Here is a 9,462-nt window from a genome sequence, read left to right as displayed (position 1 = left end):
ACCTGGGTGTAAAAGCGCATCTCGGCTTGGGTGTACTCCATCAAGGCTACACTCTGCTCTTGCAAGATTTTAAGGGCATGGGTTTGTATTAAGCTTTGTAAGTGGATTTGGGCTTCTAATTGCATCTCTCTTAGAGCTCTTAGGGGCATGCCCTCTTGTAAAATCTCTAGCACCACCCCCTTGAGCTGGTGTAAGTTCTCCTGATTGAATTCTCTTTTGAAGAGAGCCTCTAGGTTCTTGCGTGTTTGTTGGTAAAAGCTACCATGCTGGGCTTGCAGAAAAGAGAGGTCCATCTGCTTAATAGCCTGTTCAATGGCTCCTCTAAAGTCTTGTTCTATAATCGCGCCATAATGTGTTTCTAATTCTGTAATGAATTCTTGGATGGTCTGTTGGCGTCTAGTGATTGTTCTATAAGTACCTCCTTACTCAAGCGGGTATTTTTTTTGGAAGTTTCATGTATGAGGACGAGAAGTTTTTAAGGAATTATAATTGTAGATTAAGGGTTAAGCAGATCAAATCATGTAATTGCCATGCTCGATTTAGTACCTATTCTCCTCTCTTTACACCACCATGGATTGTAAATAACAAGAGTTGTACGAAAAAACTCTATTCTTTAGGACTTAAGATATAGCCACGCGGCAATTTTTAGTTGTGCTATAATTACCGCATTTGCCCTCTGTGGTACGGAATGACCTTGTAAACGTTTAAATGTGGGGTCTTTCGTGTTAATGTCCGCGGGGTGTTTTTAGTTGGGAAGCCGCTCCTTTTGGGGGTGTGTTTCATAAAAGCTAGAATAAAGGTTTTTGGAGATGTCATGCAGGCTTTAGCACGATTTGTTTACAAAAGGCTTTTAAACGCCCCTAATCGTGTAGTGTTTAAATTGTGGACCTATGTTCACCGCGGGTTATTAAAACTAGGTGATCCTCAGATCACTTTAACTTTCCGTGGCGTCACTTTTACCATGCCCTTTGCCCACCCGGTTTTTATTTGCCAAAAATATTACCCCTGTTACGACACGATCTTAAAGGGCATTGCCCAACATATCAAGGATCGGTATGGGCGTTTGTCCATGGTGGATGTGGGGGCTAATATTGGGGATACAGCGGTTTTCGCACAGGTGGATGGCGGGGCTTATATGCTTGTGGAAGGGACGACAAATTACGGTGACCTTATCCATACCAACTTAAGTCAGAATCTGCAAACCCCCCTGTACACTGACCAAAACCATCCTAAAAATGCACAGCGATACTATACAAAAACTCCCCAAAACCAAGAAGATAAAAGCTTTCTTGTGTACACAGGAATATTCCTGGGAGAGAGCAATGACTCTCAAGATCACAGCTTAAGGATGAAAGACGGGACGGCTAGTCTTGTGCGGGAACTCAACACTCAACACTCAACACTCAACACTCAACACTCAACACTTCAATCCGCACACTGGATAGTCTGATCCAAGAATGCGGCTTTACACCTAATTTTATTAAGATTGACACCGATGGTTTTGATTTTAAAATCATCCGAGGTGCGGAACAAACCCTACAAAAGTTCAAGCCTGCGCTTTTCTTTGAGTGGGATCATACCTGTTTAAGTGCCCAGGGCGAAGTTTCTACCGGGATTTTTCCACTGCTGAACAAATTCGGCTACGAACAATTGATTATTTTTGATAATTATGGGAACTTAGTCTGCACGCTTTCTAGTAAGGATATCCTTAACCTCTCTTTGTTAATGGATTATACTCGCTATTCCCAACAAAACCTTGTGCCCTTTTTCGATGTGCTAGCCATCCACAAAGACAGCCTCTTTTGCTTTGAAGATTACAAGAAAATCTATGATTCACAAGCCCTCACTTCTCAAGCATTTTAGCCTTTGTACCTACCGCTGTAGCCCCGCTAGGTAAATCTGAAACTACCACCGCATTAGCCCCAATTTTAACATCATTCCCAATCGTGATCGCGCCTAACACCTTCGCGCCCGCTCCCACCACCACGCGATCACCCAAGGTAGGGTGGCGTTTGCCCTTGAGCTTACCCGTGCCTCCTAGAGTTACCCCATGATAAATGGTTACATCATCCCCAATTTGAGTAGTTTCCCCAATCACCACGCCCATGCCATGATCGATGAACAAGCCCCGTCCGATCTTTGCTCCCGGGTGGATTTCTATCCCGGTAATAAAACGCGCCAACTGCGAAAGTGCACGGGCAAGAAAGTAAAAACGCTTTTTGTGCAAAGCGTGGGCCAGGCGGTGGGCAAGCAGAGCATGAATCCCCGGATAGAGCAATAACACCTCCCATTTATTGCGCGCGGCAGGGTCTTGGGCTAGAGCGCGCTTTAGACTATAGTCCAAATCCAGCATCATAAAGTCCCGTAGAGATGTATTTTTCTCCTCCATCAGGGGCAATGGCCAATACGGATTTCCCATTGCCAAAACGGCGCGCTACTTGCAACCCGGCAAAAATGGCCGCTCCTGAAGAAATACCCACTAAAATCCCCTCTTTTTCTCCAAAGAGTTTAGCCGTGTGCATTGCATCGCGCTCATCTACGGCGATCACCTCATCGACCACGCTTTTATCGTAATTGCCCGGTACAAAGCCCACACCAATCCCCTGAATCTTGTGCGGGCTATGCATGCCTCCGCTTAAAATAGGCGATTGGGCGGGTTCTACCGCAATGATTTTAGCGTGATGACTCTGCTCTTTAAATTTGCGTCCCACACCTGCAATCGTACCCCCCGTGCCCACGCCCAGCACAACTGCATCTACGCCGGGCAAATCTTTTAAAATCTCTTGAGCAGTGGTGTCGTAGTGTTTTTGGGGATTGGCCGGGTTTTCAAACTGCTGGGGAATAAAATAACCCTCTTGTTGCCCTAACTCTAAGGCTTTATCAATCGCCCCCTTCGTGCCTTTCGCTCCCTCTGTTAAAATCAGATCTGCCCCATAAGCCCTAATGAGCTCGCGCCTCTCAATACTCATCGTCTCAGGCATCACAATCACCACTTTATAGCCCTTGAGTAGCCCCATTAAGGCTAGGGCAATGCCGGTATTCCCACTGGTAGGCTCGATGATGGTCATCCCCTTAGTCAGTCGCCCATCCTTCTCTGCTTGCTCGATCATTCCCAAAGCGGCGCGATCCTTAACACTCCCACCCGGATTAAACTTCTCTAGCTTCACAAAAAAATCTGCCGATCCCTCTTCTAAAAGGTGGTTAGTTTTCAAAACGGGGGTATGCCCAATGAGCTCCAAAGCATTTGTATAAACCATTTTCAATCCTTTCTATACAAGATGCCCCATGAGTAACACAAAGAAGTTAACTTCTCTCTAAAAAGAGATCCTTTTCACTAATTTGCGCTCCCTCGCTCAAAATGGCCGCACGCTCTACCACGGAGAGCAATTCGCGGATATTGCCATGCCATGTATAACTTAGCATACACTCCTTAGCCTGCTCGCTAAAACTCTTCTCCCCTAAATCATAAGCGCACAACACTTCTTGTAATTTCCACTCCGCTAAAGGCAAAATCTCCTCCTTGCGCTCTCTAAGCGGGGGGATTTTAAGCGGGATGGTGTGCAGTCTGAAAAATAAATCCTCTCTAAATTCCTTAGCGTTGATCTTTTCTTGAATATTAGTATTAGTAGCAGCTATAAAGCGCACATCAATTTTGATAGGCTTATGACCGCCTAACCTTGTAATCTCCTTTTCTTGGATCGCCCTTAAAAGTTTGCTCTGCAATTTCAAGGGCATTTCGCTAATCTCATCTAAAAACACGCTCCCCCTGTGTGCGCTTTCAAAGAGCCCTGCTTTGGCGCTGGTGGCATCGGTGAACGCGCCCTTTTCATAGCCAAATAATTCAGACTCTAAAAGGTGTTCAGGGATAGCTGCCATGTTAATCGCCACAAAGGGCGCACCCTTGCGCTTAGAGTTTTCATGGATAAAGTGAGCAAAAACTTCCTTACCTACCCCGCTAGGTCCTTGTAAAAACACGCTCGCATCAGTAGCTGCTGCCTTAAGGGCTTGTTTTTGTACCGCCTCTAGGGCCTGCGAAGTAGCGATGAAAAATTCCTTTTTACACGCCTTATTGACCGGGTGAACTTTATGAAACTCCAGGACCTTTTTACTACGATAAATGGACTCCAAGAGCAATTCAGGCTTAAAGGGCTTTTGAAAAAAGTCTTTCACTCCTAGGCGAATGGACTCGATAGCTTTGTTAAGCGTGGCGTTCCCCGTAATCACAATCGCTTCATAACGCCCCTCTAATTTGCGCAAGAACTCCAATCCGTCCATTTGGGGCATATTAATGTCAGTGATGATGAGCTCAAAACTCTCATCTAAAGCCTTAAGAGCGTCTTTAGGGCTCTTAAAGGCGATCACCTCCAAATCCTCCTGGTCGCTAAAAAAGAGCTCCAAACTCTTGCGCATGTTAATGTCATCTTCTACAATGGCAATTTTCATGCTATCTCCTTGTGTAAATTTCAAGCACTAATAAGCCCCCCTCTAGGTGCACATTGGCAGGGGCAACCATGCGTAAAGTGGCGTTGTTCTGGTTTTGAGAATTTGTATTAAAACCACTGCTTTCAATGCGTACCTCGCCTTGATACAGACAATCCACCACCTCATCTTGGTAACTTTTTAACAAAATGTCCAGCAAAAAAGGCTCTTGTTTGGGGGAAAGTTTGGGCTCATTGATCGGGATTTCACATGTATAGTGTACCTTGTTGGTATGATCTCTTAGCGCGCGCGTGATCCCAAAAGCTTGACGCTTGGCAACCCCATTGTGCACCTGCATGGCATAAGAGATTACAAACTCCTGCGCGTGCAAAAACCCCACCAAGCACACCAATAAAAAGGCTTTACTCGACTTCTTCTTTAGGGCAGGTGCTCGCATAGACCACCTCATCACTCTCTACTTGCACCAACTTAACCCCGCTGGCATTGCGCCCGGTTTCGCGGATTGTCTCCATAGGCATGCGAATCATTTTTCCGCTTTTAGTGAGCAACATCAAATCCTGCCCCTCATCCACACTCACAATCCCCACGAGATTACCCGTTTTAGGTGTGATCTTCATCCCAATCACACCTAGCCCACCTCGCCCTTGTGCGCGATAAGCTCCTGCTAGAGTCTGTTTGCCTATGCCCTTAGAACTCACACTTAGCAATCGTTGTTCATCTGAACAAACTCCTCCTGCTCCGATCACAAAATCTCCCTCTCTTAAGCGCATACCTCTAACCCCCCTAGCCACGCGCCCCATTTCACGCACATCCTCTATGCCAAAGCGGATACACATCCCCTTAGAGCTGGCCATAAAGAGTTCTTGTACACTAGAGTCGATGATCTTGGCCGTAACCAACGCGTCATTTTCCTCTAATACAATCGCGCGCACCCCCCCTCGAATACGCCCAAAGGCACTGAGCTCTGTGCGCTTGACAATGCCATTCCTAGTAAAAAACACAAGGGATTTATCCGCGTCAAAATCCTTGGTGGGGATGGTTGCCTTGATACTCTCCCCGGGTTGCAAATCTACCAGATTAACCAACGCGCGCCCGATGGCGTTACGCCCCATTTCGGGGATTTTATACACCTTGAGCCAATAGAGTTGCCCGGTATTGGTGATAAATAAAATCGTGTCATGGGTGTTGGCGATGAAAAAAGACTCGATAAAGTCGTCTTCATGGGTGTTGCCCGACATCTTGCCCTTGCCCCCGCGCCTTTGTTGCTCATACACTTTTAGGGGGACGCGTTTCACATAGCCCTTATGACTGATGGTTACAACCATGTCTTCATGAGCAATCAAATCTTCAATGCCGATTCCCTCATAATCCTCTTCAATTTGGGTTTTTCTAGGGGTGCTAAATTTCTCTTTAACCTCTAAAAGCTCTTCTTTGATCAAGGCGTTGAGCTTGTCCGCGCTCTGCAAAATTCCCTCTAAAAGCGCGATTTTTTCTTGTAATTGAGCGTGTTCGCTGGTGATCTTTTCTTGCTCTAGCCCTGTCAGGCGTTGCAAGCGCATGTCTAAAATAGCCTTGCTTTGCTCCTCGCTTAAATGGTGGGTTTGCATGAGCAAGTCCTTGGCCCCCTGTGCGTCTACACTACCTTTAATGAGCGTGATCACTGCCTCGCTGTGCTGCAGGGCAACCTTTAAGCCCTCTAGGATATGTGCGCGCGCTTTGGCTTTTTCTAGTTCGTGAATAGTGCGCCGAATCACCACGCTTTTACGGTGCACTAAAAAGAGTTTTAACAACTCTAGGAGATTAAAAACGCGTGGCTCTTTATTGTAGATAGCGAGCAAGATAATACTAAAGGTGATCTCCATGTTGCTAGATTTATAGAGATGATTGAGCACAATTTCAGAAAACGCGTCTTTTTTGAGCTCAATGACCACGCGCACTCCCTCTCTATCGGATTCATCGCGCACCTCTGCGATACCCTCCACTACCTTATCTTTGGCTAGAGTGCTGATTTGTTCCACCAAGCGCGCTTTGTTGATCTGATAGGGGATTTCCTCAATGATGATAGTCTCGCGGTTATTGTGTTCTTCTACCCGACTTTTGGCGCGCACCTTAATGCGTCCGCGCCCTGTACTATAAGCCTCTAAAATCCCCGCTTTGCCACAAACCACTCCCCCCGTGGGGAAGTCTGGTCCCTGCACAATGTCTATAAGGTCTATTAACTGGACCTGGGGATTTTCCAGCACACAGATCAGCGCATCGATGATCTCATCGGGACGATGGGGAGGGATGGAAGTCGCCATCCCCACAGCAATCCCACTGGAGCCATTGATGAGCAAATTAGGCAGACGGCTAGGCAAAATGTCGGGTTCTTGGAGAGTGCTATCGTAGTTAGACACAAAGTCGATGGTGTCTTTGTCTAAGTCTCTTAGAAGCTCCTCGCTAGGAGCTGCCATGCGCGCTTCAGTGTAGCGCATCGCAGCGGCATTATCCCCATCGATTGAGCCAAAATTACCCTGCCCATCCACAAGGGGCAAGCGCATAGAAAAATCTTGTGCCATACGCACTAAAGCCTCATAAACCGCGCTATCCCCATGGGGGTGGTATTTACCAATCACATCCCCTACAATGCGCGCGCTTTTTTTATAGGGCACTTTAGAGCCTAAGCCCAGTTCATGCATGGCATATAAAATGCGCCGGTGCACGGGTTTTAGTCCATCTCTAGCGTCAGGCAGAGCGCGCCCCACAATCACGCTCATGGAGTAGTCTAAATAACTCTCTTTTAGGGATTCTTCAATGCGAATGTCTTCAATCTTGGGTTGCAAAACTTCTCCTAGAATACAAAATAAGCTCCCCATACGAGCGCGAAAAACACCAGAGCGATCAGTTGGGCAGCACTGCCCATGTCTTTGGCCTTCTTAGCTAGGGGATGTTTGTGGGTACCGGTAAAATCTACGGCGTTTTCAATAGCACTATTGAGCAATTCGACCACCACGCACAACACTCCGGGCAACACCAACAACGCAAATTGTGCAAAGGTATGCGCCACAAAACACGCCCCCACAAAGCCCAAAAGTGCGAGCAACACGACTTGTTTAAAAGCAGGCTCGTCATGAAAGGCCGCCTTTAAGCCCTCCTTAGAGTAAAGCCATGCTTGTAAAATGCGTTTCAAGGGTGCACCTGTAGGCGTAAGTGGGGCAAAAACTCCCAGGGATTATTAAAAGAGTCCAAAGCTTTAAAATTAGGGTCTTTGTTGTGTAAGGTGAAACCAAAGTGATCTCTTTCATTCTTGGCAAAGGCGTTAAAGGCTTTGATCAATTCTTGAGCGTGCGCGACTTCTTCTTGCAAACCCGCCACCATTAAGCCCACAATCACCACACCTTGAAAAGATTTTTGAATATCTGCTAGAGCTTTATTATAGTCTTTTGGGTCTTTGAGATCGCCCGACTCCTTTAAAAGCGGCAATAAGATGGCCTTAAAATCCTTGCTATTCAAGTCTACATCGAGGGTTTCTACATGCGCTTGCAACGCTTTGAGATCATTGGTTTGTAAGAGAGATTTGAGATTGAGGGGCTTTTGGGGGTCTTTAAGTCGGGCTTTTAATCCCAGTGTATACCCCAAATTTCCAGGAGCCTTGCAATGACTCTGGGTGAAGAGTTCTTCGTTTTTGAGCTGGAGGGCTATAGTGCAATGTGCGCTTTTGGGGGCCCATTTCTGCGTGCTGTGGATGTGCTCTACATCTAGGCCAAACTCTAGTCCATGCGATTTGACTTCGCTCAATCGCACAACTATAGGACCCAAATTAGGATTTTTAACCCCCTCGCTCACGCATCTAATGTGTTTAAACCCCGAGCATTCAAAGGGAGCAGCATGGATATGAGGAGCTAGGTGATTTAGACTTTCTTGCAAAGTTTTCTTAATATCATGGCTGAGTTTAAGCCCCACCCCCAACAAGCCCACTGCCAACAACGCTCCTGCAATCACGGCAATACGCAATAATTTTCTTCCCATCAAAACGCGATATCCAATTCTATACTCCCAATATTGTGGTTACGGGGTTGGTCTTTAAAAGTCTTGCTCAAATCAATCGCGCTAAAGGAGAGCCTCGTGCCCTTGTAGGCAATGGCAATCCCAATTTCAGCATTATAGAGAAAATAGGGCAAAGCGGTGATCCCCCTTGTGGTGGGGCTATTGCCCTGCACAAAAATATCGACGGGTTGGAATTTCCCCGTTGTCCCTGCAAAGATATATAATGAAAACTTATCGCTCACGGGCATCCCCCCGCTAAAACCCGTGTTGATCTTGTTAGGTCCAAAATCCACGCTCAGATTATAGCCCAAGCGCAACATTGAACCCACCTTGAAATGCGTGATTGCATTGCCCAAATCCATGCCTGCCCCTGCAAGCATATCCACATCAAAAAAACGACTCTTGAGTAGGGGAATTTTTTGTAGCCAAGAATAGTGGAATTGAAAGATAAATTCGTTGGCAATCTGAGAACCCCAACCTAAGAATTTTGGGTCATGCGCCCAAGTGTGGATCAAATCCTGGGTTCTGCCTGCTAGAGAGCCCGGTCCTGTCGTACCCATAGAGATAGCCAAAGTTTCTAGGGTGTGCTCACTTCTTTGCAAGATTCCTAGTTGGGCGCGCAACCAGCCTCCATAGAGGTGATCGCCCTTGATGGGGGTTGTGGCAAAGCGGTGCGCTAGGGTGGGGGTGAACATGGTCTGGGTTAAATAGAGAGTAAAGCGCGTTACCTTGGGTTTCTTGATCTGCAAACTCAGATAATCCATCCAAGACATTTTAGATGTCTTAAAATCGTATTCCTTGCTCGCCCAGCCGATGCGCGTGCCCGCCGTATAATAACGATCGATGTAGGGGTTGATATACCCATCATTCTCAGTGAGCAAATCGATGTACTGCTTTTTATAGGCACTTGGAGAGGCCGCACTTAAGCTGGACAACAAAAAGAGCAAGGGGGGCAGGCAACGCATGGGTTTTATTATAGCAAATTTTCATGTTTTG

At 46.6% G+C, this 9,462-nt stretch carries 11 protein-coding genes; 2 read left to right on the top strand and 9 right to left on the bottom strand.

Going from position 1 to position 9,462, the window contains the following annotated elements:
- Window positions 1-293 (bottom strand): hypothetical protein (locus C6H04_RS05035; RefSeq protein WP_438940244.1); only part of this gene is annotated, 293 nt, incomplete at its 3' end.
- Window positions 294-814: 521 nt separating this feature from the next.
- Here C6H04_RS05035 and C6H04_RS05030 point away from each other — a divergent pair.
- Window positions 815-1,450, top strand: coding sequence for a hypothetical protein (locus C6H04_RS05030; protein ID WP_104732500.1), 636 nt, complete (start codon window positions 815-817; stop codon window positions 1,448-1,450).
- Window positions 1,429-1,863, top strand: a complete 435-nt coding sequence (locus C6H04_RS05025) for an FkbM family methyltransferase (protein WP_104732499.1) — start codon at window positions 1,429-1,431, stop codon at window positions 1,861-1,863. The genes C6H04_RS05030 and C6H04_RS05025 overlap by 22 nt, the downstream gene beginning before the upstream one ends.
- Here C6H04_RS05025 and epsC read toward each other — a convergent pair.
- Genes epsC through C6H04_RS04985 form a run of 8 tightly spaced genes read right to left on the bottom strand, consistent with a single transcriptional unit; the run spans window position 1,844 to window position 9,431 of the window.
- Window positions 1,844-2,353 (bottom strand): serine O-acetyltransferase EpsC, encoded by a 510-nt coding sequence (gene epsC, locus C6H04_RS05020; RefSeq protein WP_104695440.1) that lies wholly within the window; start codon window positions 2,351-2,353, stop codon window positions 1,844-1,846. The genes C6H04_RS05025 and epsC overlap by 20 nt on opposite strands.
- A complete protein-coding gene (cysK, locus tag C6H04_RS05015) occupies window positions 2,334-3,257 on the bottom strand; it encodes a cysteine synthase A (RefSeq protein ID WP_104695441.1) in 924 nt (307 codons plus the stop codon). The genes epsC and cysK overlap by 20 nt, the downstream gene beginning before the upstream one ends.
- A gap of 46 nt (window positions 3,258-3,303) precedes the next feature.
- On the bottom strand, window positions 3,304-4,443 hold the full coding sequence (locus C6H04_RS05010) for a sigma-54-dependent transcriptional regulator (protein WP_104695442.1): 1,140 nt from the start codon (window positions 4,441-4,443) through the stop codon (window positions 3,304-3,306).
- Between the two features lies 1 nt (window position 4,444).
- Complete coding sequence (locus tag C6H04_RS05005) at window positions 4,445-4,876, bottom strand: hypothetical protein (RefSeq protein ID WP_104695443.1); 432 nt, start codon at window positions 4,874-4,876, stop codon at window positions 4,445-4,447.
- On the bottom strand, window positions 4,842-7,295 hold the full coding sequence (gene gyrA / locus C6H04_RS05000; protein WP_104732498.1) for a DNA gyrase subunit A: 2,454 nt from the start codon (window positions 7,293-7,295) through the stop codon (window positions 4,842-4,844). Before gyrA ends, C6H04_RS05005 begins: the two co-directional genes overlap by 35 nt.
- Window positions 7,271-7,609, bottom strand: coding sequence for a diacylglycerol kinase (locus tag C6H04_RS04995; protein ID WP_104695445.1), 339 nt, complete (start codon window positions 7,607-7,609; stop codon window positions 7,271-7,273). The genes gyrA and C6H04_RS04995 overlap by 25 nt, the downstream gene beginning before the upstream one ends.
- Window positions 7,606-8,448: a hypothetical protein gene (locus C6H04_RS04990; protein ID WP_104732497.1), complete on the bottom strand. Its 843-nt coding sequence runs from the start codon at window positions 8,446-8,448 to the stop codon at window positions 7,606-7,608. The genes C6H04_RS04995 and C6H04_RS04990 overlap by 4 nt, the downstream gene beginning before the upstream one ends.
- Complete coding sequence (locus tag C6H04_RS04985; protein ID WP_233711395.1) at window positions 8,448-9,431, bottom strand: lipid A deacylase LpxR family protein; 984 nt, start codon at window positions 9,429-9,431, stop codon at window positions 8,448-8,450. Before C6H04_RS04985 ends, C6H04_RS04990 begins: the two co-directional genes overlap by 1 nt.
- Between the last annotated feature and the right edge of the window lie 31 nt (window positions 9,432-9,462).

Origin of the sequence: Helicobacter salomonis, assembly GCF_900197775.1 — a bacterium.
Classification (GTDB): Bacteria; Campylobacterota; Campylobacteria; order Campylobacterales; family Helicobacteraceae; genus Helicobacter; species Helicobacter salomonis.
Note: the sequence above shows the minus strand (reverse complement) of the source record. Positions and strands in the feature narration are given on the sequence as shown.